Source organism: Thalassoroseus pseudoceratinae, assembly GCF_011634775.1.
Taxonomy (GTDB): Bacteria; Planctomycetota; Planctomycetia; order Planctomycetales; family Planctomycetaceae; genus Thalassoroseus; species Thalassoroseus pseudoceratinae.
Genome location: NZ_JAALXT010000001.1, coordinates 63804 through 89897, shown reverse-complemented (window position 1 = coordinate 89897; position 26094 = coordinate 63804). Strand labels below are relative to the sequence as shown.

Annotated in this window: 14 protein-coding genes; 6 read left to right on the top strand and 8 right to left on the bottom strand. The window is 54.7% G+C overall.

Annotated features, from left to right (window positions below):
• Nucleotides 1–5 precede the first annotated feature (5 nt).
• The 4 genes from prfB to G6R38_RS00240 form a co-directional block, all read right to left on the bottom strand.
• A protein-coding gene (prfB, locus tag G6R38_RS00255) for a peptide chain release factor 2 (protein WP_206028466.1) occupies nucleotides 6–1125 on the bottom strand; the annotation gives its coding sequence in 2 pieces (ribosomal slippage) (nucleotides 6–1055 and nucleotides 1057–1125; 1119 coding nt in all).
• A gap of 47 nt (nucleotides 1126–1172) precedes the next feature.
• A complete protein-coding gene (locus tag G6R38_RS00250; RefSeq protein ID WP_166819692.1) occupies nucleotides 1173–2804 on the bottom strand; it encodes a tetratricopeptide repeat protein in 1632 nt (543 codons plus the stop codon).
• A 201-nt stretch (nucleotides 2805–3005) separates the two neighbouring features.
• Nucleotides 3006–6140, bottom strand: a complete 3135-nt coding sequence (locus tag G6R38_RS00245) for an efflux RND transporter permease subunit (RefSeq protein WP_166819691.1) — start codon at nucleotides 6138–6140, stop codon at nucleotides 3006–3008.
• 65 nt (nucleotides 6141–6205) lie between these two features.
• A complete protein-coding gene (locus G6R38_RS00240) occupies nucleotides 6206–7543 on the bottom strand; it encodes an efflux RND transporter periplasmic adaptor subunit (RefSeq protein WP_166819690.1) in 1338 nt (445 codons plus the stop codon).
• A 306-nt stretch (nucleotides 7544–7849) separates the two neighbouring features.
• Here G6R38_RS00240 and G6R38_RS00235 point away from each other — a divergent pair, with 306 nt between their 5' ends.
• Together G6R38_RS00235 and G6R38_RS00230 are read left to right on the top strand one after the other, a co-directional pair.
• Entirely contained in the window at nucleotides 7850–9496 is a 1647-nt protein-coding gene (locus G6R38_RS00235; protein WP_166819689.1) for a TolC family protein, read from the top strand.
• Nucleotides 9497–9577: 81 nt separating this feature from the next.
• Nucleotides 9578–10948, top strand: a complete 1371-nt coding sequence (locus G6R38_RS00230) for a Gfo/Idh/MocA family protein (RefSeq protein ID WP_166819688.1) — start codon at nucleotides 9578–9580, stop codon at nucleotides 10946–10948.
• Between the two features lie 9 nt (nucleotides 10949–10957).
• On the opposite strand, the gene G6R38_RS00225 is transcribed toward G6R38_RS00230, so the two are convergent.
• The 4 genes from G6R38_RS00225 to G6R38_RS00210 form a co-directional block, all read right to left on the bottom strand.
• Complete coding sequence (locus G6R38_RS00225) at nucleotides 10958–13294, bottom strand: prolyl oligopeptidase family serine peptidase (RefSeq protein ID WP_166819687.1); 2337 nt, start codon at nucleotides 13292–13294, stop codon at nucleotides 10958–10960.
• 71 nt (nucleotides 13295–13365) lie between these two features.
• A complete protein-coding gene (locus G6R38_RS00220) occupies nucleotides 13366–14457 on the bottom strand; it encodes a formylglycine-generating enzyme family protein (protein WP_206028409.1) in 1092 nt (363 codons plus the stop codon).
• The gene (locus tag G6R38_RS00215) at nucleotides 14454–15773 is read right to left on the bottom strand and encodes a DUF1552 domain-containing protein (protein ID WP_166819686.1); all 1320 of its coding nucleotides are present in this window, start codon (nucleotides 15771–15773) and stop codon (nucleotides 14454–14456) included. Before G6R38_RS00215 ends, G6R38_RS00220 begins: the two co-directional genes overlap by 4 nt.
• Nucleotides 15770–18277, bottom strand: a complete 2508-nt coding sequence (locus tag G6R38_RS00210; protein WP_166819685.1) for a DUF1592 domain-containing protein — start codon at nucleotides 18275–18277, stop codon at nucleotides 15770–15772. The genes G6R38_RS00215 and G6R38_RS00210 overlap by 4 nt, the downstream gene beginning before the upstream one ends.
• A gap of 410 nt (nucleotides 18278–18687) precedes the next feature.
• Here G6R38_RS00210 and G6R38_RS00205 point away from each other — a divergent pair, with 410 nt between their 5' ends.
• From G6R38_RS00205 to G6R38_RS00190, 4 genes are all read left to right on the top strand, one after another.
• Nucleotides 18688–19641, top strand: coding sequence for a hypothetical protein (locus G6R38_RS00205; RefSeq protein WP_166819684.1), 954 nt, complete (start codon nucleotides 18688–18690; stop codon nucleotides 19639–19641).
• Between the two features lie 148 nt (nucleotides 19642–19789).
• A complete protein-coding gene (locus G6R38_RS00200) occupies nucleotides 19790–20746 on the top strand; it encodes a DUF6807 domain-containing protein (protein WP_166819683.1) in 957 nt (318 codons plus the stop codon).
• A 537-nt stretch (nucleotides 20747–21283) separates the two neighbouring features.
• Nucleotides 21284–24673: a DUF1553 domain-containing protein gene (locus tag G6R38_RS00195; RefSeq protein WP_166819682.1), complete on the top strand. Its 3390-nt coding sequence runs from the start codon at nucleotides 21284–21286 to the stop codon at nucleotides 24671–24673.
• Nucleotides 24674–24745: 72 nt separating this feature from the next.
• Nucleotides 24746–26047 (top strand): DUF1501 domain-containing protein, encoded by a 1302-nt coding sequence (locus G6R38_RS00190; RefSeq protein WP_166819681.1) that lies wholly within the window; start codon nucleotides 24746–24748, stop codon nucleotides 26045–26047.
• Nucleotides 26048–26094 lie beyond the last annotated feature (47 nt).

Genomic DNA, 26094 nt, shown 5'->3' with positions numbered 1-26094 from the left:
TGCGACTAAGCACTTGGCGAGCTTTCGTCTCCCAGATTCCAATGGAGATAACTCTCCAAGAACGAATCAAGGTCGCCATCGAGAACGGCATCCGGTTGGCCGGTCTTGTGACCGGTTCGGGCATCCTTGACGTACTGCTCAGGGTGAAGCACATAGTGACGGGTTGTTTCGCCGCCAAAACCGATTTTTGACTTCTCTCCCCGTCGGGCTGCCACTTCATCGAGTCGGCGTTCGAGTTCCAACTGATAGAGTTTCGACAGCAGCATTTTTCGCGCGGTGGCTCGGTTCTGGTGCTGACTCCGTTCGCTTTGACATAACGCGAACACACCGGTTTCCAAGTGCGTGACCCGCACGGCCGATTCGGTCTTGTTCACGTGCTGCCCGCCCGCACCGCTCGAACGCAGCGTATCTTCACGCACGTCTTTGTCCCAATCGATATCGATATCAATGTTATCGTCGACCTCGGGAGTGACATCGATCGCTGCAAACGACGTTTGTCGCCGACCGGCTGCATCGAAGGGACTAATGCGAATCAGTCGGTGATTTCCATTTTCGCCCTTGAGCCAACCGTATGCGTACTCGCCACTGATGAGGATAGTCGCGTTGCGAATTCCTGCTTCTTCCGCATCGGATCGGTCGATCATCTCGACTTTGAAGCCACGTTGCTCCGCCCATCGCAGATACATCCGCAGCAACATCTCCGCCCAGTCGGACGCATCGGTTCCGCCTTCCCCCGCTTGGACTTTGAGAAACGCATTTGACGCATCCGCGGGATCGCTCATCATCGCTTGCAGCTCGACCGCTTCGAGTTTGGGCATCAACTGCGGTACGGTTTCGGCAAGCTCTTTCTCGGATGACGGATCATCCTCCGCGAACTCCAAGAGCACACCGATATCTTCGGCGGATTGAATCAATTCACCGAGCGGTTTCACATTGGCGTTCAACCGGCTCAATTGTCCGACGGTCTGTTGAGCGCGTTCCTGATCGTCCCAGAAATCCGGGGCGGCCATCTTTTGGTTGATCTCATCGACATCCTGCAATTTGGCATCGTAGTCAAAGAGAGTCCCGTAGATGCACAATGCGCTGGATCATCTGTTGAGCTTGATCGCGAAGTTCTGGGTTCATAGCCATGATTTAGTACTCTCTATCCATGCGGTCGATTTGTGACCGAGTTATTCGTCTTTGCCACCGCCGAAGGTGACAGTGATTCCGTAGTCTTTTTGAAGTCGTGCGTGGGCTTGGCTTGCGTAGCCATCCTTCGGGTATTTCTTGCAGACTTGCTGGAAGGCACGAATCGCGGCTTCCTTGTTGCCAGACTTTTCGTAGCAGTCGCCAATCTGAAGCAACGCCCAAGCCGCCCGGTTTTGATTTTCTGCGCTTCCGACAACCTGAGCGTACGACTGGATCGCCGATTTCCACTTCTTTTGTCGACGATAGCAGTCCGCAATCTCGATCACATTCTGCGGGAAGTCGCTGGTGGATTGATACTGGCGGATCGCGTCATCATAACGGGCTGCATCACGCAGGGTGCGACCGATCTCCATTTGCCAACGTGTCGGATTGTTGGCGTCATCGACAATCAGTTCGCGGTAAACCGCAATTGCGGGATCCGGTTTGCTCGCGCGACGATAGTTGCTCGCGATAGCGGGCTTCCACTTGAGCGGATTTTCCGGGTCGAGTGCGAGTACCTGTTGATAGGCGTTAGCCGCTTTCGCGTACTCACGTTGTTGATAGTAACTCTCGGCAATCCGCGATTGCCCTTTGATCTGGTCTTCAAATTGATTGTAGGTCTGACGAGCCGCATCGAATTTGTCTTGCGACTTTTGCCAGCCAGCCAAGTGATCAAGGATTTCGTCGTCCTTGCCAAACCGATCCTGCATTTGCTTATACAGATCGACGATTTCCTGATCACGTTCGATTGCGCGGTTGAGATCGACGATTGCAAACCAGCGTTTCTTCGCGGCCTGCTTGAGTTCATCATCCGCAAGATCGGTTGGCGTCTCTCGTTTCAACCATTGGATTCCGTCGTCAACGAGTTTTTCTGCCTCGGTTTGTTTCTTCGGATCTTTGTGAAGCGTCGTCGCGGCGGACTTCGTGTACTCGAAGACTCGATTCGGCAAGTCTGCGTCGGTGTAGCTCGTTTCCAGGGCTTTGACACCGTCGTTGAAGGCCGCTTCGTGAAAGTAATAGGACGCCAACTCTTGCGATGCCTTCACGCAGAAATTGCTGGAATCTTTCGTGCGGGGAGTGTCGAAGGTCAACCGCTTCCAAAGCTCAACACGCCCGTCGAGATCGCCTTCCACTTTGCTGATGTCAATGAGATCATGCAACGCATAGACAGCAACAAGATGTTTGGGATGATTCTTGAGAACTGCGGCGTAAGCTTGTTTCGCTTTCTTCGGTTCGCCGATGTTCTTGTAGGTTTGGCCGATGAAGTACGCCGACGAAGTCGCTTCCACAGATTCCGGCCAATAATCAATGACGGATTGGAATCCTTCGCTGATTGCTGTGTTCTGTTTCCGCAGTTGGAGTTGGCACAATCCCCACTTCAGTAGTGAATAGGGAGCGGCTTCGCTGGTTTCGTAAAGGGTCAGAAATTTTTCGTATTCGTCGGCTGCGATCTTCCATTTCTTGTCGCGGTAGTACTCCTCGCAAATTTTCAGTTGGTATCGTTCCACTTCCCGAAGTTGCTTCCAGCGATCCAACGACAACTCATCCAACTTGGCGGCGTTACCAAGAGTTGGGACGAGTATGAGCCAGAGAAGACTGAGCAAGATGCCGGCTCGACTGATTGCGTTCTGCATGGGAACCTCCAAGTGACAAATCGCGATTTGCTCGTCCAACTTTATCGTTTGGAACGGCGATTTACAACGTGCGATCTCGGAGGTGAATGGGAACCTTCGCTTTGAAAACTCGTGTGGGTCAACGAAAATCGACGACTATTCCCGACGACCGTGCGATGCATTGACGGGCTGGTTTGACGGTGTCTCGGCTGTCGACTCGATTCACGCGTGCCGACGATGAACCAACGCGTAAACACACGGTACAAGGATCAACGTGAGAACCGTCGAAGCCAGCATTCCCCCCAGTAGTGCTCGCGCGAGCGGAATCATGGCTTCGTTGCCGGGAGCAAGTTGAAACGATAACGGCAACATCGATGCAACTAGGGTTAGCGAGGTCATCAAGATGGGACGCAACCGCACCTGAGCTGCCGACAGAGCCGCCTCAGATGGGGAGACGCCATCCAAACGGCGACGATTGGCGAACTCGACCAGCAAAATCGAATTGTTCACAACCACGCCGATCATCATCAGGATTCCCATCAACGATTGGATGTTGAGCGTTGTGCCCGTGAGGAACAGAACAACCAACACTCCGCCCAATCCGAGTGGCACGGCGAGCATGATGATCAGCGGATCAACGAACGAACGGAACTGGGCCATCAACACCAAGTAGACAAGGATTCCCGCCACCAGCAAGCCGACACCCAACAGGTTCATTCCCGATTTCATCGTTTCCACCGGCCCGCGAAGTGTGGTGGAGACTCCGCTGGCAAATTCCATCTTCGCCAACGCATCTTCGACATCCCGAGCCACGGAACCGACGTCTCGTCCTGATACGTTCACATGCACGTCGTTCACGCGAGCGATGTTGTAGTGTGCAATTTCTCCGGGAATCGTCACGCGATCGACAGTGGCGATATTCGACAAGGGAATGGTGACGGGACCAGTTGGGGTTTCGAGCGAAATCGGAATGTTGCGGACTTCATCGAGCGACTGAAAATGGTTGTCTTTGTATTGCACCCCCATGAAGAAATCGACGCCAGTTTTGGGGTCGATCCAAATTGTCGGCGAGTAACCCACACTCGATCCAAGAGCCGTCAGAACGGTTTGAGCCACCTCTTCCTGGTCCACACCAAGATACTTCGCGCGAGTTCGATCCACCTGCACGTCGAACTGTGGATAGTCGAGTGACTGCGCGATTTGCACGTCCTCCGTGCCAGCGATTTGCTCGACGACTTCCACAATTTCTTCGGCAGCGTCCCGACATTGACCAATCGTCCCAGCGGATACTTGCACACTGATCGGGGTCGGCACGCCTTCGTTGAGGGCCATGTTCACGATGCCACCGGAGACGAACAAGAACTGCTCGAGTGGGTAGTCTTCAGCGAACTTTTCACGGAGTCGGTTAATATACGTCTTCGAACTTGTTGTCCGGCCAGATTGCTTGAGGTTGACGATTAGATACGCGGTGTCCGGTCCGGAATTCGAACTGAGAACCGTCGAGAACCCCGCCCCTTTGCCGACCGGCAATCCGATGTTGGCGATCAGCGTTTCGATTTCATCTTCCGGAATGACCTCTTTGATTGTGTCCTCGATACGCGCAACCAATTGCTCGGTTTCCGCGAGTTCATTTCCGGGAACCGTTTTCAGACGAATCTCGAACGTTCCGGCATCCACATCGGGAAAGAGTTCCGAACCAATGAACGGCCAAAGTAGGAAGGTCGCACCAACGCCGATCACAACGATCAATACACTCAACGCAGGCAATTTCAGGGCGGTCTGAAGGAACCGTCCGTAGAACCCTCGAGGTGCGTCTTTCTTAGGTTCCGAATCGGACGTTCGAGCGTCATCGTTCGGCTGGAATTTCTCACGAACAAACGTGGCACAGAATGCAGGGACAACCGTCAGGGCTAGGACGTAAGACGCGCCAATGGTGAAGGTGGCCGCCAATGAGAGCGGTTCGAAAAGGTATTTGATCATCCCGGTCAAAAACACAGCAGGCAAGAACACCGCGAGCGTGGTGATCGTACCCGCGAGGATCGCACCGGAGACTTCCTGCGTGCCTTCGCGAGCGGCATCAAGTGTGGACTTGCCCATTCGCTGATGCCGAATCACATTTTCGACGACCACGATTCCGGCATCCACAACCGTACCGATCGCGAGCGCGATACCGCCCAGTGTCATCACGTTGATCGTTTGTCCGGTAAACGCAAACCCCAAGCCTCCGATCAAAATCGCGAGCAGAATTGTCGACACGATGATCAAGGTCGGAAGGAACCGACGGAGAAACACCAACACGACAACCGCTACCAACGCCGCCCCCAAACCGATTTGGTTTAACAGGTTCGACATCGCGTTACGAATGTAATGGGATTGGTCGGAAACGAGTGTTACTTCGGTCGCTTCGGGGATGTCCCCGCGTTCTTTCATCTTGGGAATTTCGGTGGCGATTCCTTCGGTGATTCGGTCGACGACGGCAATCGTGTTCTCGCCGGGTTCACGCAATAAAGGACAGTAAACGCTGCGTTTTCCGTTGACGCGGACGATGTTGTATTGCAAGGCGGCATCGTCTTCGACCACACCGACGTCGCGAATGAAAATCGGTCGTCCATCACGCACGGCTACGGGAATCGCTTCGATCTCCTCGATGGTAGGCAACGTATTTCGCGGATGGATTTGGTAGTCCGTGCCACCCAATCGGGCTGTTCCCGCCGCCAAGACCAAGTTGGATTTCCGAAGGGCCTCAACGACATCGGTCGCGCTAACGTGGTACGCCTGAAGTTTTGCAGGATCGACGTAGACCATCATCTGACGAAATTTTCCGCCAAACGGATGCGGAATCTGCACGCCTTTCAATCCACCCATTTTGTTGCGGACTGCGTAGTAGCCGATGCTGTAGAGTTCCGACTCACTCAATCCCTCACCGGAAATCGCGGCGAGCACCACCGGCAAATTCGACGGTTCGCTTCGCAATGTGAACGGCCATTCGATTCCAGGCGGCAAATGGAACATATCACTCGCTTCGAGGTTGACGATGTCGTTCATCGCCGAACTGGAGTCGGCACCAGGTTGGAAGAACACTTTGATGACGGCCGCACCGGGAACCGTCCGCGATTCCTGGTGTTCGATTTTTCCCGCCAACGTCAATGCTCGTTCGACCCGAGAGGTGACAGACTTCTCCATGTCGAGCGTGGGCAGACCGGGATATGAGAAGAAGCTGACCACCACGGGTTTTTTGAAATCCGGCAAGATGTCGACTGTGATGCCCGGAATGACGGCTGCACCGAGCAGGCACAACGCAATCGCGGCCGCGAGAACGGCGTAGCGGTTCTTCAGCGAAAAATTGATTAGACCCATAGCGGTTTCTTTGTTTTCAACTCACGCGGTGAATGCAGGGCGTATTTTTCAACGACAGTGGGGGCTCAATTGGCGGGCAATGGCTGGACTGTTTGGCCGTCCGTGAAGCGTTGCAAATGGGCGTCGATCACCATTTGACCCGCTACAACCCCCGATAGAATTTCAATCGAATGGCCCATATCGATGCCGGTCTGAACTTCCTGAACGCTGACGGTTTGGTCATCCCCGACCACGTAGACGTAGGCTTCTCCGGTTTCGGCAAATCGAACTGCCCTTGCAGGCAACATGTTGGCGGCGACTTTTGTCGACAGGGTAATGGTCGCTTCGCCAAACATGCCGGGCAGGAACTTTCCGTCGGGATTTTGCAATTCCGCCTCGACCAACATTGTGCGTGTGTTGGGATCGAGGTCACCGGCCAATCGACTCACTTCGGCTGTGATCGACTCTTCACCAGCAAACGAAGGAAAACGCAACGTCATCTTGTCACCACGATTGACAAATGCCGCATCGACTTCGGGCACCGGAACACGCACGCGGACCGGATCAACCTGAGTAACCACGAACAGCGGCGATCCTTCGCCGACTTCACTCGACTCCCGAACCAAGTCACCGGGATCAATTGCTCGATGAGTGACCAAACCCGCGAACGGAGCCTTCAAAGTGGCATAGTCGATGAGAACCTGAATCTCTTCGAGTTGTTTCTCTGCGATGGTTGTCTCCGCCTTCGCGGCTTCCAAGTCAGCTTCTGCCGAAGTCAATTCCGCCTGAGAAACCGTCACCTTCGCGCGGGCGGAGTTGATCGCCGAATTGACGGCGTCTCGGTTGGCTAATTCGGAATCGCGTCTCTTGCGGACTTCGTCCAGCACTCGGTTTTGTAACGACTGTCGTTCGACCAAATCTTGTGTTCGACTGAATTCCGCTTCGGCAGCAGCGAGACTTGCGTCCGCACGTTTGAGTTCGGATTGAGCCTGCACCAGTCCCGCTTCCGCCGATTCCACGTTCGCCTTCGCCAATGCGATTCCGGCTGTTGCTCGCGTTTCTTCCGCTTTCGCTCGAACCAGTCGGGCTTCGATGATCTGCAACTGCTTTTGCATTTCGGGGACGGCAATTTCCGCCAACGGTGTTCCCTCTTCGACGACATCGCCAATATCCGCATGAATTGCCGCGATATATCCACTAACTTTCGCCCGAATTTCGGCACGATAGTAACCGTGAATCGTTGCCGGTTGTGTGCTGGTCCGGCGGACGTCTTGCGTCGCAACGGCGACCGTTTTGACCGGCACAGTTTTCGTTGTTTTCTCCGGCGGTTCACCAACGGCCTTGGCACCACAACCAGAGGAAATCGTTACCCAACTCATCAGTGCTGCGAACATCAAGCAGCGGCAGTTCGGAAAGCGAACCATCGAACAGCATCCTACTCAGACAAACTTGGAAGAATGAGACGAGTTTACCGGTCAGGTTAAGAGAAACATAGGAAGACTTTCACTTTCGCCAGTGGTCTTTCGCGAATTGATCTGTCCACAGATGATTTGACCTGTTTTACCTAAGTCACCAAGTCCACATGACCGGTACGATCTGAACGGAGAACCCGCAAAACTCGCACCATCCGTCCATTCGGCACTGTTTATCGGCGTTGGCTGACCGATCCCTCTATTGTGGAACCGTTGCGGTGATCCGTTCGGACGAGACCCTGCGAGAGGCGACCTGGTATGCGACGTAAATGGATTTCGACTGGCGTTCTCTTTGCGACACTGGGGGGATTTTCCGGCTGTGCGAACACGAGCCGAGTCGAGCCATTGGCAACACCGGAAAGTCGCGGCGGAACGTCGAGCCACGGGGAGTCCGCAACGGGATTGTCATCGACACCAAATTCCCTACCCGCCTGCCGTCCGATTCGCAGCGTCAAGGAAAGCCAAAACACATCCATTCAACTTGTAGACGATCGTAGCCGCGGGACCGAGGATGCAATGCCGTTGGTCCCGGCACCGAACGCAGTGCTGGATGCGAAGACCGAGAACCTTTCCGTCGAAATGGTTCCAGAAGCCGTTCCGTCCGATGCGATTCAGATGAATTTGCCGACGGTGCTCTCGATGATTGGCGGTCAACATCCGGTTGTGGGGTTTGCTCGGTGGCGAGTGCAAGAAGCTTATGCGGAGTTGGATCGGGCTCGGGTTCTTTGGTTGCCTTCGATTCAACCAGGATTCAGTTATCACAAGCACGACGGGAACTACCAGGCGAGCGACGGTGATATTGTCGACGTCAACCGAAACTCGTTGCAGTATGGTCTCGGTGCCGGTGCAACGGGGGCGGGCACGACGAATACCAGACCCGGCCTGATTGCTCAATTCCATCTGGCCGATGCAATCTTCCAACCCGAAATTGCCGAGAAAACCGCCTGGGCTCGTGGACACGCCGCGAGCGGTGTCCTCAATGATCAACTCCGTGATGCCGCCCTCGCCTATCAAAACCTTCTGGATGCCGAACAAGATTTGCGGATTATCGAAGACACCCGCAGCCGAACGGCCGATCTTGCGAAGATCACAAACGATTACGCGGAAGCCGGTGAGGGTCTGCAAGCGGACGCCGATCGACTGAAAACAGAGCTCATGCTGGTCGACAACCGTTTGGTCTCCGCACGGGAGCGGATCGAAGTTGCGTCGGCGAACTTGGCGCAGACTCTCAGTATTGACGCCGGTCGTCCGATTGTCCCTCTAGATCCCACTGTGATGCCGTTGGAATTGGCAACGCTCGACGCGGAACCTTCAGCATTGATTCCGATTGGGCTATCCAACCGGCCGGAATTGAAGGAAGCCCAAGCCCTTGTCGCGGCCGCTTGCGAGCGATATCAACGCGAAAAATACGCACCGCTCGTGCCCAGCTTGCTGATGGGGTTCAGTACCGGCGACTTCGGCGGCGGATTAGGCACCGAAGTCGACGACGTGGCGAGTCGTTACGACTTCGATGCCGTAGTGACGTGGGAAATTCGACAACTTGGCTTTGGTGAGTCAGCGGCTCGACGGGAATCACAGGCACTCGTCGAGCAAGCGAAATACGCGAAACTTCGCACGATGGATCGGGTGGCGCGTGAGATCGTCGAAGCCCATTCGCAGGTTCGTCATCGTCGTCATCGCATCGAAATCACTCGGCAGGCCATCGAAACCGCCGAAGATTCCTACGAACGCAATCTGAGTCGAATTGAGGATGGGCAAGGTCTTCCGCTGGAAGTTTTGCAGTCTGTGCAAGCTTTGGAAGACGCACGGCGGGCGTACCTTCGTGCCGTCATCGAGTACAACGAAGCCCAATTTCGCTTGCAATGGGCACTTGGTTGGCCCGTGGACTCGACGAATCACTTTTGAAGTCCGGTGGCAACTCGGTTAAAATCGACAAAAGAATAATTCGTACTTCACCGAAACGTCATTCCGAAGGGAACGTGCTTAATGTCTCAATTGAATCGGCCATCGCGTCGTCAGTTTTTGCAAGGTCTTGCGGCCGCCGGAGCCGCGGGCATGGTTCTGCCGGCAAGTGAACGTGCCTTCGGTTATGAGTCGCCCAACGAACGCCCTGTGTTTGCAACTATCGGGCTTCGCAATCAGGGGTGGGGAATCACGAACAAATCGTTTAAATTCGCGGATTTCGCCGCCTTGGCCGACGTCGATGCCAATGTCCTCGAACAGAATGTCGCCAAGACCGAACAGCGACAAAAGAAGAAACCCGACGCTTATAAAGACTATCGCAAAATTCTCGATCGCAAGGATATTGATGCGGTCATGATCGCCACGCCGGACCACTGGCACACAAAAATTGCCGTGGAAGCCATGCTCGCTGGCAAAGATGTGTACTGTGAGAAACCGCTGACACTCACGATCGACGAAGGCAAATTGATCGAAAAAATGGTCAAAATGACCGGCCGCGTCTTCCAAGTCGGCACGATGCAACGGACTGAGTCCGGCCAACGCTTTTTGAAAGCGATTGCTCTGATTCGTGCGGGACGGATCGGCAAAGTCAAGAAAGTGACGTGTGGCATCAACGGGATGATTGGTTCGCCAGAAATTCCCGAAGCCCCCGTGCCAGCCGGGTTGGATTGGGATTTCTGGTTGGGACCAGCCGAGAAAGTTGCTTATCGCGCTCTGCCGGAAATGCGAAAAGGCTACGGCGGCGGCGTGCCACTTTACAGCAACTGTCACTACTCATTCCGCAACTGGCATGAGTATTCCGGCGGAAAGCTGACCGACTGGGGGGCCCATCACGTCGACATCGCCTGCTGGGCGCTCGGGGCCAGCGACACGGGACCAAGCAAAATTACTCCCATCGAGTACAACCTGCCCGTCGAATACAAAGACGGCAACCCGGTTGTGCACGACCGATACAATGCGGCGACCAGTTTCCGCATTCAGGTCGATATGCCCGACGACGTGGAAATGATCATCACCAGCGAAGGCGATAACGGCATCCTCTTCGAAGGTACGAAGGGCCGGTTCTTCGTCAATCGTGGCAAGATCGTCGGCAAACCTGTCGAAGAACTCGCCGACAACCCGCTTCCCGATGGTGCCATCGAAGAAGTTTATGGCGGCAAAGTCAGTGCCAACCACACGGCGAATTTCATCGAAGCGATGGAGTCACGCAAGCAACCGATTTCCGATGTTTGGTCGCACAACCGAATGCTCGAAATCTGTCACTTGTCTAACATCGCCATGCGACTCGGACGCCCATTGAAATGGGATCCGGTGAAACGCCAAGTCATCGATGACGAGCAAGCGAACTCATTCCTTTCGCGGGAAAATCGCAAAGGTTTTGAGATTAATATCTAATCAGCATCGTCACGGTGCTAGCAGATGCCGAGTGAGAAACTCCATGCGGATTCGATTTCCGTATGGAGTTTCTGCTGCGCCATGCCCGGCTCCGATGATCGGCATGAACTCGAACCGCTTCCCGGCTTTTTGGAGTGCGCCGACGACCTGCATTGTACTCGCGGGATCGACATTCCGATCGAGTTCACCAACAATCAATAGCAATTCGCCTTCGAGCTTGTGTGCATCGACGGCGTTTGAGTTTTGCTGATAACTCTCGTCGATCGGCCAACCCATCCACTGTTCGTTCCACCAAATCTTGTCCATGCGATTATCGTGACACCCGCAGTCCGCGACCGCGACTTTGTAGAAGTCGTGATGATCGAGCAATGCTCGCATCGCATTTTGTCCGCCTGCACTTCCGCCATAGATTCCAACTCGCGATAAGTCCATCCAAGGACGACTCTCGGCGGCGGTTTTGATCCAGGCGATGCGGTCGGGAAACCCGGCATCCTTGAGGTTCTTCCAGCACACGTCATGGAACGTCTTGCCCCGATGATTTGTGCCCATACCATCGATTTTCACGACCACAAAGCCAAGTTCGGCAACGCGGTACAAGCCGGTCATTCGACCAAAATCTTTTGGCACATGAGCTGAGTGCGGACCGGCGTAGATATTCTCGACCACCGGATACGATTGGCTCGGGTCAAAGTTCGATGGCTTGATCAGCAAACCGTGAATCTCGGTTTTGCCATCACGCCCGGCGGCCACGAACCGTTCCGGCATTGACCAACCAGTGTTTAACAGCGGTTCGATGTCGGCTTCTTCAAGTTGGCAGACGAGACTTCCATCGGCCGAACGTCGCAATTCGTGCACCGGCGGATGATCAACCCGCGACCAACGGGCGATGAAGAATTTGCGGTCTGGTGAAAACTCGATGTGATGATTGCCGTCTGCAGTCGTGAGTTGTCGAAACTGACTGCCATCGAAATTCACTCGGCAAAGATGCAAGTGATAGGGGTCTTCGTCCGTCCTAAGTCCACTCGCCATGAACCAAATTTCTTGCCGGTCTTCGTCCACGTGCAGCACTTCTCGAACCGGCCAGGTGCCCTGTGTAATTCGGTTTTTGACCTTCGCAGTGTCGACATCATATCGCCAGAGATGACACCAGCCGTCGCGTTCGCTCATCCAAATGAGTTCGCCGGAATCATGTAGCCAACGCCGCCACCCCTTCCCACTGTAGTTGATGAATGTGTCCGAGGTTTCTTCAACGATTATTCGCACATCACCCGTCTCGACATTCGCGGCGAGAACTCGATATCGTTGATGACCTCGCTCGTTGTAATTGAAGTAGAACTCACGGCTATCCGGCGACCAAATCACCGGCAAAGAATCCGATTGCGTGAATGGATTCGGAAACAATTTGGTGGATATGGCCTGCCATTGATGGTCCGCGTCATTAACTCGAAACAAGACCGGGACAGGCTTCGGCAGTGGATCACCGGGTTTGGTGTATTTGAACTCGACCCGTTTGGGTTGAAGTTGATCGGTCGGGGATGACTCGACGATCGTCACTTCACGGCGGGAGACCGGGGCCGTATTACTGACAACGAAAGCAGACGAGTTCGGTGCCCAAAAGATGCGGCCACGGTACGGCGATTTTCCATCGAAGTCCGTTTTGAGTTGGGTCGTCTCTCCCGTTTCTCGATCTTCGAGCATGACAATCCCGTCATCGACCCACGCAGACCATCGACCATTGGCGGAAGGCGTTCCACGGGGTTTTCGTCGTTTCTCTGTCTGTTCCCGCGACCGCATTTTGCCGTCGATTTCCACAATTCGGGAAGTCTCGCTGGCCTCGATGGTCGCGAGTTCTTCACCGGTGGAACTCTCGATCAACCAGACGTGCCCGGCGAACGTGTGTTGAGGACGCGTGTCGCTTGGTTTGATCAACCCGTAGGGAATGCGGCGGCCGTCGTGATTAAGCCAATAGATGCGAACATCCATTTTGAGTTGATTGACGAAAATGATTTCCGATTCATTTCCATTTCGTCGGGTCCGTCGGTGCCGAGCCGTCAACTGAGACGTGCGTTCCGGATTGGCCTTCGGAAGTTCGAGTTCCGGCAAACGCTTCGCGGTCTTGCGTTCGCCTGTTTTCGCGTCGATCAGTACGAACTCATGCGATTGCGAGCCAGTTTGCACTCGGTACCAGAATGCCTCATTTCCCGGTAGCCAATTCGGAGAGACGCGATCGCGGAAGACCGTGTTCGCCGTTCGACTTCCAAATGAGAGCGCGCGTTCAATGCGATCCTCAGCAACAATTCCTGAGACGCTGCCGAGTAGAATTCCAAGGACGATAACACAACGCATTGTTTGCAGACTCATTGAGGAAGGGCACGGAACCGGTGTTGTTGGAAGATCAGCTTGATTCGTCGTGCCGTCTAAGGAAGTTCTCTGACGATTCGAAAACCAGTGTAGACAGTTGCGTCAGCCGCTTCGGCGAACGTGCGGATCGAGCACCGAACGGCCGCGGGCGCACATGTCCAACCACCGCCGCGAATCGAACGCCAATCACCGAATTCGTGTTGTTCTGTTTTTTCCAGAAACACTGGATCGGTGACGACGACATCTTTCCGCTTCTGACGAGGGACCCCGTCGAAATAGCGTTCATATTCATCGGAAGCCCAGCGGTCTTGGCACCATTCCCAGACGTTGCCATGCATATCGAAAAGCCCCCACGGGTTCGGTCGGTAACTTCCAACCTTTGCCGTGAAGACGACACCGTCCCCCTCGTCTGCTCCGAGTCGAACGGCACGTTGGTATTGTGTAGTCTTAGGCTGTGCGGCTTCCAATGCTCCATCCGCAACGTTGCCATGTTCGTAGGCCAAATCGGGATCTTCTCCCCAGGAATACCAAGTCGATTTTCCGGCACGGCACGCGTATTCCCATTCCGCTTCACTCGGCAAGCGGTATTTCTGACCGTCCTCTTTCGAGAGCCACTGACAAAATGCGTTTGCATCGTTCCAGCTCACACAGACGACGGGATGTTCGTCCGATTGTTCAAACCCCGGAGTTCGCCAAGTGATCTCCGGAGATTTATGGAAGCGATCAACGTAATCCCGTTCATCTGGAAAGCAGCCGAGTGCTCCGCCGTTCTTTTCCGCGTCCGTTTTGTGATTCGTTGCTTCGACGAACTTGCGAAATTGAGCCACAGTGACTTCGGTCGCGGCGATGGCAAACCCCTTGCTGATCTTCACACGATGCGAGGGCTTCTCGTTTCCGAAGTTTTGCGAGTTACTGTATTGGTGGACGATCGCGAAATGTCGTTCACGTTGGTTTGAGGACTCAAACCCCCGCACGTATTCACCCGACGCGACCGAAACGAATTTCATGTCCGGAAGCGTCTTCGATGACTCGTTCGGTCCATCAGCGGCACTGATCCTGTTGTTCTCCGGGCCGCAAATTCCAGCAACGAGGAGAGACAGTAACAAGGTGATCAGTCGATGTCGTCCTGGTTTCGATTGGCCACTCATCCGACGAGTTCTCCGATCACGCCCGTGCTGTCTTGGTACTTCGTCTCGGTGGGGACGCCCATTTTGTCGATCATGGTATGCCACACCGAAGCCAACGGTGTTTGCTCTTTGAGTTCCAAATGCGTTTGATGATTGATCCCCAAACGGCCACCACCGGAAAGGACTGTCGGCAGAAGATCTTTGCTGTGACCAATCCCCATGCCACTGGAGAAACCGAGCATCGTGTGGTCGAGCAACGATCCGTCACCGTCTTGAATGGAAGCGAGACGGTCGAGGAAATAGCTCCAATGTTTCATGTAGATGGTATCAACCTTAGCGAGCTCTTCGAGATTCTTCGGATCATTGCCGTGATGCGTGAGTTCGTGATACCCCTTCGACACGCCAAACTCAGGATAAACCCCACCGGCGAGTTCGGTCCGTACGACATAGGAGATCACGCGGGTGGAATCCGTTTGGAAGGCCAACGCGATTAAGTCGTACATCAGTTTCGCGTAGGTGTCGTAGACGAATTTACCGTTGCCCTCTGGAGTCGGGGCATTTTCATAATCGCCGTACCCCTTGAGGTTCGGCGTCGGTTTCGGACGGTCGGCCCAATCGATTTCCCGTTTGAGGGTTTGCTCAACTTCACGGATCGAGTTGAAATACTGATCGAGTTGCCGACGATCGGCTTGGCCGAGTTTGCCTTCGAGTTGTTTTGCGTCGGTCAGAATGGCATCAAGCACACTACCGCGTTGGCGGAATTCGTCCCCTTGACGGGCTTGCTGCTCCTCACTATTCGGCTTGAACAACCGATTGAAGATGGTTTGCGGATCGTTCTCGGCGGCCAACGGAACACCTTGCCGATTCCAGGAAATGGTCGCCAATACTTGGCTTCCAAATCCCGTGCCACGTTTGACGGAAAACTGAAGCGAAGGAAACCGCGTGTGCTTTCCGTGAATCTCAGCAGCGAGCTGATCCGGTGAGATCGTTTGCTTCTCGCCGCGTGCAATCGAAGTCGCAAACGGATAGGCACCATCGTGTCCGCCGCCTTCGTTGAGCCACGTATTGGACAGCACGGTGAAGTTGCCCCGATGGTTTTCCATCGGCTTGAGAATTCGGGACATCTTCGCGTCGGGACCGAATCCTTCTGGATAGAACTGTCGCATGTTCATTCCCGTGCCGAAGTAGAACATCCCCATGCGTGGCACGACCTCTGGTGACGAGGCGGCGAACGCACCACGGGGCATCATCGCTTCGAGCCAAGGCAACGCGAGACACGCACCGGTTCCGCGGAGGAAGGTACGTCGATCAATCGGTTTTGCATTTAGAAAGTTCATTTGGTCACGAACGCCTTGCTATTCACGAGTGATTGAATGAGTGAACGAAACGTATCGCCGTTGGCCTTCAAGTCGGAAACGGCTTTTGAGATTGCGGGGTCGTCAGTTGGTTCGATTGCCCGCCCGAGAGCATAGACGAAGAGTTTCTCCGCGAGTGCCCGGCGGAAACGGTCGTCTTGTGAACGCAGCAATTGACGGAATTCCTCGAAGTTGCCGAAATCGGTTCCGTTGGGTAGGCGACCGCTGGCATCAATGGTGGGGCGGTTGTTTCCGCGAAAGTTCTCGCCATCTTGAGATTCCCGCCATGCTCCGATGACGTTGAAGTTCTCAAGTGCTAAACCGTAAGGGTCGAGCGACCGATGACATGCGGCACAAGCTTCGATTTCTTGATGCTGCAAGAGCCGCTCTCGCACCGTAAGCCGTTCGCCCTTGATGTTCGGTTCGACTTCACCAGCATTTGGCGGCGGTGGATCGGGCGGATCGTTGAAGAGGACTTCCCGTACGTAGACGGCTCGCGAGACGGGTTTCGTGCGAATGCCATCCGATCCCGCTTGATGCACACCCGCCATCGCCAGCAAGCCGCCACGACGCGAATTCGCCGGCAGATTCACGGTTCGGAATTCCTCACCTTCGACACCTTCAATCCCATAATGTTCAGCCAACCGATCATTGATAACAAGAAAATCGGAATCGAGGAAATTCAGCGCGCTCAGGTCGTTCTGCATAATGGTGCGGAAGAACTCAAGCGGTTCCTGAACGACGGCGTCCGCGAGTCGGTCGTCGTATTCTCGGTACAGATATTGGTCGGGAGTAAAGTTGAGAAAGGTCTCGGTTCGCAGCCACTGTCGGGCGAAACCTTCGACGAACCGATTCGCTTTGGGATCGGCCAACATGCGATCGACTTGAGCGGTGCGTTTGGCGGGGTCCGTCAGATCACCTGCTTTTGCCGCCTTGAATAGTTCCTTATCCGGCATTGAACTCCACAAGAAGTACGATAATCGCGAGGCAATCTCGTAGTCGTTGAGTTCACGAAATTGACGAGCGTCGGTCGATTGTGGCTCGACGAGATAGAGGAACTTCGGTGAGGTCAGTGCTGCCGCCAGACCGACGCGAATGGCTTCATGGAAGGTTTCCTCATGCTCCAACTCGGTTTTCACGACACGCAGGATCGGTTCAATTTCCGCTTCGCGAATCGGTCGTCGCCATGCGCGGGGTAGAAAGCGACGGAAGATTTCGCGAGCGTATTCCATATCTTCGCGAGCATCTTCGCCACGGAATAGAAGCGTGGTGTGACTTTTGGGCGGCCACTGATCATAGAGTGGCCCTTCAACTTCGAGGTAGTCTAAGAACACCCGTGGAAATTGGGTGATGTCTAGTTTTTCGGGATCGGGGGTCGAGCGATCCCCTCCCCAACCTTCCGCGATTTTGCGCCCCTTCAGTCGCAGTGTCTCGGCAAAATTGCCTTGCTTGCCAATCTCGCCATTGCGACGCATAAAGTTTTCGCCCGGCCGCTGCCCCATGTACAACTTGGTTTCGTTCAGAATCCGAATGTTGAGTTCGCCACCAAGTGTGTCTCGCGGAACAACAACCGTGTACTCCTTCGGTTTGTCCCAGGGGGCTTTCACATCGAATTCCATAATCGTCCGCATGTTGTCATCGGGATGACTGTGGCTGAGTCGCAATCGTGGAACCGTGCCGTCCGCCCCCGGGTGAGCAGCTGCACGAATGGTGAAGCGATAGTATCCGTTGACCGGCGCGACGTTGTTGTCTCGTCGTCCGGGATAACGCAACATGCCGAATGAGCGTGTGGAACCCTCGATGAGTTGCAGCCCACCGGGAACTGTCTTCATGCCCAACCGTGTCACGAGATAACCAATGGCGACGCTGTCGGCCATCTCTTCGTATTCCAACCGCATGGTTGCGGTGGGGAACTTGGGCGGTCCATCCACAATGGCTCGGTCTGCGATCCGGCGTGCAACTTCGTAATAATGCGACATCAACGATGGATCGAGCAGCAACGCCGTACTGACTTTATCGAAGCCTTCCGCTGTCCCATCCGGTGGCAGCACATCGAGCGGACTCTCGCCGGTGGGGAACTTCATCGCTAGCAAGTCGGCGATCGTATTTGTGTATTCGTGTCGATTCATCCGCCGCAGCAAAATTCGCCCATCGGTGCTCGTGCGATTTCGCTCCGCTTCTCGCAAGCCAGCGGCAATCCACTTCGAAGTCGATTCCACCCACTTCACCGATGGCTTTGGCTCACCATCGGGCGGCATCTGGCCCAGATTGATTTGGTTTCGCACCTCAATCCAAGCCAACGCGTTGTCTCGATCGGAGAAATCCTGAGTGAGCTGATCCACTCGAAGATTTCCCTCGGCCAGATCGGGGCCATGGCAGTCGAGACAGTACTGCTTTAGGATCGGTGAGATTTCCGCCGGGTACGAATCGGCCCAGGCAGGAGTCGCGAGCGATGCAAAGAATACGAGAAGGACGCGTGTGGTCATGTTGTCGAAAGGGTCGGAGGACTTTTCAAAGTTTTGTCGGCGTCGAGCGAAACCGATCCCAACGGAATTTGCACAGAGGAATGGAGAGCGTTTCGCTCAATCTGCTGATTCTACCCAATTTCGTTGAAGAATTCATCAAACGCGACATTGGCGGACCAACGTGTCTGACGCCTCCGGACTGTGAAACTGGGGTGTTTTGGCCGTTGATTTCGGTTTTGCTCTCGGAAACGACCGCATAACCGATAAATTCTTCCTGACAGGTCAAACTCGAATGCCCCCAACAGCCGATACAACCTGCACAGCCCTCCGAAACGCCGGATGCGGTTGATAGGTCGCCGCATGGATTGATTCACGCGGCGTCGGCAACTGAGCCGGACAACATGGTTTTCGCTGATTGACGAGGAGCAAAAATGGTCCGTTCTGACCTTTGGACGAATCTACGTCGTTGGGCCTGGTCGGGTGTCGGTCTCGCTGGAATGGCTGTCTTATCCACCGGACCAATGACCTCGTCGGCACTTGGTGGCGATACCAAGTCCTGTGCGGCGACATGCATCCCGCAATCGGCTGTGCAAAACGGGAAAGTCTCGTGTGCGACAACGGCCATCCCGTACGTTGGCACGACGGCACCGGGAAAGAATTCATGTGCGGACGTCTGCGTTCCGCCGGCGAGAGTCACAGTCGGGACGAAAGGCTCTTGCACGGACGTGTGCATTCCGTCGAGTTGCGTAACGCATGCAGCCATTGCGAATCCGAGTCTTCTGCCGGTTTCGACAATCAAACAAACAGCCGCGGTTAAACCTCAACAGCCTTTCCAACCAAAATCGACCGCACCTGCCGTGACGGAAACGAAGGTCAAGACCGCTGCAGCCGTCGATGTCGATCCATTCGCCGACTGGCTACCCGCGGGGGCAAAAAGTCACAAACCGGCACCGCCGAAGACTGCGGACTTGTTCGATCTTCCGACAAAGTCTGTGCCGGAAAAAACGGCCGCTACGAACGCACCGAGCAAGCCGGTTGAAGTCAAACAACCGCAGAAAACGGTGAAGCCGTTGAATGTGTGCTTGGTCGCCCTTCGTCTTGAAAAACGACTGGTTCCGACCAACAAAGCCTATTCGACGGATCATGGCTCGAAGACGTATCACTTCTCTTCGGCACAGGCGTTGGCCGAGTTCAAATCCAATCCCGAGGCATACGTTCCCGTCGCGGATGGACACGATGTCGTGACGCAAGCCGGTCACCAGACCGCAACACCGGGATCGGTCGAGCACGCCCTTTGGTTCCGAAACCGACTGTATCTGTTCGCCAACGCAGCGAATGCAACACGATTCTTTAACAACCCTGCCCAGTACGCGGTCACACGCTAACTGCGAATGAGTGCAGGAACTTAGCATTCTCGACAACGCCCTGGTCCAATTCGACCAGGGCGTTGTTTCGTTGATCAGGCCGAGTTGATACGATGATCGAGCAGGGACCGCAGCCACTTTGAATTTCTCGCAGAGAAGGCCCACGTTCATGGCGACCTATCAATTTCCACGTTGCATCGTGACTCCCTTGCCGGATCACCGGACCGAAGTTTCCATCGACGGCAGAACGCGTGTGTGCTGGCGGTTCGGCAAAGACTATCCCCGGCCATTTCTGTTCCCCGTTAATGGACCCTCGGGGACGAGTCTCACGCGGATGGGCCACCCGGGAGCCGAGAACCACGATCATCATCAATCGGTTTGGTTCGCGCATCACAAGGTGTTGGGCATTGATTTTTGGGGCAACGGGAGTGATGCCGTCATTCGCCAGAAGAATTGGTTGGTCTACGAAGACGGGGATACCGAAGCCGTCGTAGCGGTGTCACTCGGTTGGTACGACGGTCATGATCCCAAAGAACTACTGACCCAAGAATTGATCATGACAATCCGCCCCGGATTGACCGATTCCGCCGAAACGATGATCGACTTGCAAAGCCGATTTGTCCCGACCGCTGAGTCATTAGAGTTTCAAAAAACGAACTTCGGGTTTTTAGCAGTCCGTGTGGCCAAGAATATTTCCGCGTATTTCGGTGGCGGACAGCTAACAAACAGTGAGGGGCAGGTCGACGAAAAGAATATCTTTGGCCAGCGAGCCAAGTGGGTCGACTACAGCGGACCCGTTCCGGGGACGATCGCAACCGGTGACCTGAATACGGATCAACCTTGGGAGGGGATCACATATTTGGATCACCCAGAGAACCCCACCTTCCCGACCCGTTGGCACGTTCGCGAAGACGGTTGGATGGGGGCTTCGTTGTGCTTCGACGAACCGATCGTCACCACGCAAGCGGAACCGTTACTCACTCGATATCGATTGCACATTCATTCCGGCCCAGTGGACGCGGCCGAAGCGACCGCTGTACTCAAGGATTTCGGCAGTCGTCCGGCTTATCGCATCGAAAAAGCCACTGGGGTCAAACACACCCAATGGCTCGTAAAGAAGTCGTAGGGGCGATACGTTCGACGTAGGTGCTAGGAGCGAACTGTCGCCGCAGAAGTTCCGAGTGCCAAACGATTCGATATGATGTTCAAAACCATGGGCCAACGACATCAAACACAGGATGTTATCGAGAGTGTGCGAATTCCCTTTGCCGTGCTCGTTGGTTGAAACGAAGGTGGCGTCGTCCAGCATGCTGCCGCTACGGTCCGGTTTGCGGGACAACTTGTGCTGACCCTCTTGAATTCCCACTCAACGCAATCTTTCGGTGACCCATCCGACATGGTTGACCGACTGAGTGGAGAGAATGGCTGATGTCTGCCCGACATCGCCATCAAGGTGGACTACGTTCAATCATGTGGTCAAATTTCGGTGTAATTTGCGCTGAACGTTCGCTGTTTGATAAAACACGCATTTCCGATCACGATTAAACGGAATCCGTTGCAATCCGAAGGCTTGCGGACGGGGAGAAGTTGACGAGACCAGTTTGAACGGTGTAAATTGGATCAACACCAAATTATGCTTCATGAACCCATCAACAGAATTGACATGATGCAGCAATCAAAGCGTTTCCTCGCCGGGTTCCTACTCGCAGCCCTCCTCACCCCGAATTTCCTCTACGCTCAGGCCTATCCCGCGTGGGCGGAAACCACCGACGCTACCCATCAAGATGCCTTGCTTCACGATTCTCCAGATCTCTTCTGGGACTTCAGTGGGGCGAAAACCGCGGTCGACCGCATTGGGAAATTGGAAGCGAAGCCATCCGGAGCCGTTCGGTTCGGGGAATCTGGTCCGCGACCCCCGCACTTCCCGAAGTTCTCATTGAACTCGTCAGCCATCGGAATTGATGGCAACGGAGTGCTGAAGGTCAGCGACCCAGGTGATGAAAGTATTCTTGATTTCCAGAACGGCGATACCATTACCATCGAGGCTTGGGTCAATCCGACGTCGATTGCCGAAGGTCAACATGCTCACATCGTGTGCAAGGGCCGCACCAATCGGAAAGGGTTTCCACGCGATAACCTGAACTACGCTCTGCGGTTAACTCGCGCTGGTGGTACCGCTCGACTGAGTTTCCTCTTCCGCTCCGCAGGCAAAGGCTCGCAGTTTCACCGTTGGACGTCCGACGACGGCTTCATCCTCGGCAGCGGTTGGCATCAAGTGGCCTGCACATACACATTTGGCGAACCTGACAGCCTCTCTGGAATGATTGACGGCCGCAAAGTCAAAGGGAAATGGGACTTAGGTGGAAAGACCACAAAACCACCGGTGGTCGATAACGATGAACTTTGGATCGGTTCGGCGATGGGACCGACATCGTCGAGCACTTTCCACGGAAAGATGGCCCAATTGGCGATTTACCGCCGCAGGTTAGAAACTCAGCAAATCGCTCGACGGTATTCCAAGTTGTCGCTGGAGCGGTTTGTCCCGCCCGTTACGATTCCCGACGGCAAAGTGCTTGTCGAAATTACTGAAGGGATCCCCGATCGAGCGAGTTGGGATGGTTTGGAGTCCAAGCCGCAGGAAAGTTATGTCACAAATTCCTTTGCTTTCAGAGAAGTTCCTCGGAAATACAATCGGCAAGGACTGATCACCGATCGCACAAGTCCATTGCTGCTGAAGGCAACGGGACGCGTTGTGATTCCAGAAGGTGAGCATCGATTGCTGCTGCGAGCACGAAACGGAGCAAGGTTGTGGATTGACGGTCAACAAGTCACGCAGGCTCCGTTCCACCGAATCAACACTGGGGGGCACGGTCGGATTCGTGACGTATCGGTTCTCAAGGAGCCAGGCGTTCGACCGCTGCAGGTAGGTGACAACGAGGTTGTGACCACGATCAAAGGCGACGGAAAGTCGCATACCCTCCGTCTTGAAATGTATCTCGGCGGCCGAAAGCGACGACCGGAACTCGGCGAAACATCCGTGAGTCTGGAAAGCGCACCGGGCACGTTCATCGTCTTGAGTCCTACGAAAACTCACGAGTTTCCGCTGACTGACGAAGGCTGGACGGCCTTCCGTCGGGCTAATCAAATGGAGATGATTGCACTCAACGCGGAACGGCGTCAATCGGCCAGTGAGGCGGAAGACGAGTATTGGCGGCAGCGTCATGAACATGCCAAATTCGTCTGGCAGTCCAAACCGTCTCCCAAAGTCCCGGAAATCGTCTGGCCTGGGCAAACGACAAACGAAATCGACCAATTCATCAATCATGCTCTGCACGAAGCGGGGAAAACGGCGTCGGAATCGATCGACGACATGGCCTTCCTCCGACGCGTCACGTTGGACGTGATTGGAACCATTCCCACGCTTGAGCAAATCGAAGAGTTTCAAGCAGACCAGTCTCCCGAACGACGTGCCAACGCGGTCGATCGATTGTTGCAGCACCCGGGTTGGGCCGATCATTGGGTTGGATATTGGCAAGATGTGCTCGCCGAGAACCCGAGTTTGCTTAAACCCACTCTGAACAACACCGGGCCGTTCCGTTTCTGGATTCACGAAGCGTTCTACGACAACAAATCGTTCGACCGCTTCGCCACCGAGCTAATCCGCATGGAGGGGAGCCAATATGGTGGAGGCCCGAAAGGGTTTGAAATGGCCTCGCAAAACGATGTGCCCATGGCCGCCAAGGCTCATGTGATCGGTAAAGCGTTCCTTGGGTTGGAAATGAAGTGTGCTCGATGTCACGACGCACCTTTCCACGATTTCGAACAGCGTGACTTGTTTAGCTTGGCAGCCATGCTGGCACGCAAGTCGCAATCGGTTCCCTCCACAAGTCGTATTCCCGGTACACCGGACGAACTTGAAAACTTGATCGTGCAAGTCACGATTGCCCCTGGCGAAAAGATCAAACCGGAATGGCCGTTCGATGAACTTAGTCAGCACGGTTTGGACGGAGAATTGTCGCGGGCCGGTTCCGACACGCGTGGGCAAGTTGCGGAATTTCTGACATCACCCGAGAACGAGCGTTTCGCTCAGGTGATTGTCAATCGGCTCTGGCAACGTTATCTCGGACGTGGGTTGGTCGATCCTGTCGACGATTGGCAAGATGTCGAACCCTCTCACCCTGAGTTGCTTGATTTCCTGGCTCGTGAACTCGTCCTTGCCGATTACGACTTGAAGCACGTGGCCCGACTCATTTTGAATTCGCACACCTATCAGCGGTCTGCGTATGGTGGAGTCGTTGACGAACCATATTTGTTTGCCGGTCCCGTGCGTCGGCAAATGTCGGCAGAGCAAATTCTCGACTCGCTGTTCGTTGCGTGTGGCAAGGATCTTCATGCAGGGCTTTTGACCCTTGATCCCGACGGTGCTCAGAACGGCAGAACATTCGTCAATTTGGGATCGCCTCGACGGGCATGGGAGTTCGCATCTCTTTCCAATGAACGGGACCGCCCTAGTCTGTCGCTTCCGATGGCTCAGGACTTCACCGACCTGTTGAAGACGTTCGGTTGGCGACCGTCCCGTGCGGAACCGATCACCGTTCGCGACGTGCAACCGACGGTGCTGCAACCAGGAATCTTGGCGAATGGGGTGATTGGTCGTCGATTTACTCGAATGTCCTCTGATAGTGCATTCACCGAACTCGCCCTGAAAGACGTGGCAGTGGATGAGTTTATCGACTCGGTCTACTTACGAACTCTGACCCGTGAACCGACCCCCGAAGAGCGAATCGCGTTTCGCGAGCTGCTCAGTGACGGATTTGAGAAACGTGTCCGAGAGCTGCCGGCAAATGCGATTGCCACTCCCCGTCCTTACAACCGTGGGGTGTCGTGGTCCAATCACCTGAGTGAAGACGCGAACTCCGTGATGATCGACCTTCAAAAAGCGGTTGTTGCCGGTGATCCGCCGACAAAACGATTGGACGATAATTGGCGAGCACGGGCGGAAGACCTACTTTGGTCCATGATCAACACGCCGGAATTTATCTTCGTTCCGTAGTCGCCACCGTAACGCTTTCGACACGGCACAATGCATTCAACTTTCGAGATCATCTAACTAGGAAAACGCGAATTGATGTCCACACGCCGCGAATTTCTTCAATCTTCCACCGCTGGAATTGCTGCCGCCTCCACAATTCCGGGCGTTTTGGGAGCGATGGAAACACCATCCGTCGAATTGCCACTAGGCCAAGCCGAGCATTGCATCATGGTTTGGCTCGGTGGAGGCGCTTGCCAAGTCGATACGTGGGACCCAAAACGACTGGGCGATGCAAAGACGAAGAAGCCAGGTTCCTATTACAAGAGCATCGAGACGGCAATTCCCGGTGTCGAAGTTTGTGAGCACCTTTCGAAATGTGCTCCCATTCTCGATCGATTCAATCCGATTCGTTCCGTTCATCACGATGTGATTGACGAACACGCGGCCGCGACCAATCGCATGCACACCGGACGACGGACAAGTGGTACGATTGTGTACCCGTCGATCGGTTCGATCATCGCCCACAAACGCGGGGCGGCCGGTGAAGGTGTTCCGGCTTATGTGTTGATCGGCTACCCCAACATCACACGTGGCCCAGGTTTTCTGGGGGCTTCAGCCGGGTATGTATATCTCACGGACACGTCCCAAGGTCCCGCGGGGCTCTCGCGACCGGTGGGGATCGGTGATGCCCGTCAGCAACGGCGAGAACGTCTGTTGGAAACCGTCCGGAATGCGAATCGCCGCAAATCTGCGAGTGATCGAAAGGTCTCGGGCTACGATGAAACCGTCTCCGAGGCTCTGCGGCTATCGGGGCCGGATTTCATGAAGGTCTTCGACTTGGATCGGGAAGATAGTTCGCTGCGGACCGAGTACGGCGGAGAATTTGGTCAACGGTGCTTGCTGGCCCGTCGCCTCATCGAAGCCGGAACTCGGTTTGTGGAAGTCTCGCACAACCTGAACTTCGTCAATGGCACCGGATGGGACACCCACAACGACGGTCAATTGAAGCAACACCTGCTGATTCAAGAACTCGATTCCGCTCTGTCGACGTTGGTTCTTGATCTAGAGAAGCGAAAACTGCTCGATAAGACTTTGATTGTCGTCAATACCGAGTTTGGACGCCCCTCTAAATTCGATGGTGGCGGCGGACGGGGGCATCAGGGGAAGGCATTCACCGTGACCTTGGCAGGCGGTGGGCTCAAAACAGGGCAAGCCATCGGTACCACAGACGAGCTTTGCACGGAAATCGTCGATCGCCCCGTGTCCGTACCGGATCTGTTCGCAACGATGTGTCACGCTCTGCAAATCGACACCAAAGAACAACTCTACACCCCCAGCAATCGGCCAGTCCCAATTACGGACGGCGGGGTACCGATCCAAGAATTGTTCATCTGAGCTGTCACTAAAATAAAAAAGCGGAGCGAAGACCATATCAGTCTCGC

Excerpts from the sequence above, each read along its gene's own strand:
- G6R38_RS00250 (WP_166819692.1), bottom strand. The coding sequence starts at position 2,804 with ATGCAGAACGCAATCAGTCGAGCCGGCATCTTGCTCAGTCTTCTCTGG.
- G6R38_RS00245 (WP_166819691.1), bottom strand. The coding sequence starts at position 6,140 with ATGGGTCTAATCAATTTTTCGCTGAAGAACCGCTACGCCGTTCTCGCG.
- G6R38_RS00240 (WP_166819690.1), bottom strand. The coding sequence starts at position 7,543 with ATGGTTCGCTTTCCGAACTGCCGCTGCTTGATGTTCGCAGCACTGATG.
- G6R38_RS00235 (WP_166819689.1), top strand. The coding sequence starts at position 7,850 with ATGCGACGTAAATGGATTTCGACTGGCGTTCTCTTTGCGACACTGGGG.
- G6R38_RS00230 (WP_166819688.1), top strand. The coding sequence starts at position 9,578 with ATGTCTCAATTGAATCGGCCATCGCGTCGTCAGTTTTTGCAAGGTCTT.
- G6R38_RS00225 (WP_166819687.1), bottom strand. The coding sequence starts at position 13,294 with ATGCGTTGTGTTATCGTCCTTGGAATTCTACTCGGCAGCGTCTCAGGA.
- G6R38_RS00220 (WP_206028409.1), bottom strand. The coding sequence starts at position 14,457 with ATGAGTGGCCAATCGAAACCAGGACGACATCGACTGATCACCTTGTTA.
- G6R38_RS00215 (WP_166819686.1), bottom strand. The coding sequence starts at position 15,773 with ATGAACTTTCTAAATGCAAAACCGATTGATCGACGTACCTTCCTCCGC.
- G6R38_RS00210 (WP_166819685.1), bottom strand. The coding sequence starts at position 18,277 with ATGACCACACGCGTCCTTCTCGTATTCTTTGCATCGCTCGCGACTCCT.
- G6R38_RS00205 (WP_166819684.1), top strand. The coding sequence starts at position 18,688 with ATGGTCCGTTCTGACCTTTGGACGAATCTACGTCGTTGGGCCTGGTCG.
- G6R38_RS00200 (WP_166819683.1), top strand. The coding sequence starts at position 19,790 with ATGGCGACCTATCAATTTCCACGTTGCATCGTGACTCCCTTGCCGGAT.
- G6R38_RS00195 (WP_166819682.1), top strand. The coding sequence starts at position 21,284 with ATGATGCAGCAATCAAAGCGTTTCCTCGCCGGGTTCCTACTCGCAGCC.